At 60.5% G+C, this 980-nt stretch carries 1 protein-coding gene; it reads left to right on the forward strand.

From position 1 onward, the window contains the following. Positions 1-32: 32 nt before the first annotated feature. Positions 33-980 (forward strand): sensor histidine kinase (locus H7C19_RS35595; RefSeq protein WP_185673513.1); only part of this gene is annotated, 948 nt, incomplete at its 3' end.

A 980-nucleotide genomic window follows, 5' to 3' on the forward strand; every position in this document is an offset into this window, starting at 1 on the left:
TCTCCCGGATCGTCGCCATGCAGGAGGAATACGTGAACGATCGCAACCTGCGCCTCTTGAGCATCGCCGATCCCGTCATTAGCGATATCGAGCGGCACGAGGCGATCGTGACCATTCATGCCGAACTGGACCGCTTGGTCCATACGAGTCCGTACATCTTGGAGGCGGAGATCTATCTGCCGGCGTCCGAACGGAAAATATCCAGCTCCTCGACGATCTTCGAGCAACTGCCCAAGCCGGAATACGATGCGCTGAAGGCGGTCAAGAACCGCTTCGACAACCCCTTCATCTACTGGCACGGCCGGCTGTTCATCAGCTTCCCGTATTCGAGCATGGCGATCATGGGCGATCAGGAGCCGGTCTTCGTCATCGGCGTGGAGCTGAATCTGGAGCAGCTGCGGGACGCGCTCGCGGGCTTCGCCATCGGCGGGAGCGGAGGCTCGATGCTCATCGACCAGGACGGCCGTTGGCGCATCGCGGGCAACGGACATCTCCTGCCGCAGGCCGGGATCGACGCGGCGACCGCCGGCCTGACGGCGGACGCGCCCGCGGCGACGGCGGAGAAGTGGATCGAGGGCCGCAAATATTGGATTGCCGCCGAGCGGTCCAAGACGATGGGCGTGACGCTCCTCTCCTACATGCCCGAGTCGGATATTCTGGGTTCGCTGGTTCAGTACCGGATCTGGTATTGGGTGCTCGCCGTCCTCTCGGTGCTGATGATCGCGCTGTTCGCCTACTGGATTTTTCTGCAGATTCACCAGCCGATGCGCAGGCTCATGCGCGCTTTCCAGAAGGTCGAGAACGGCAATTGGAAGCTCGCGCTGGTGCATAGACGGCAGGACGAGTTCGGTCATCTATACAGCCAGTTCAATTCGATGGTAGCCAAGATCGACGAGCTGGTACACGAAGTCTACGAGCAGCAGTACCGGGCCAATCTGTCCGAGTTGAGACAGCTGCAGTCGCAGATCAATCCGCATTTT

The organism is Cohnella nanjingensis (assembly GCF_014212125.1).
Classification (GTDB): domain Bacteria; phylum Bacillota; class Bacilli; order Paenibacillales; family Paenibacillaceae; genus Cohnella; species Cohnella nanjingensis.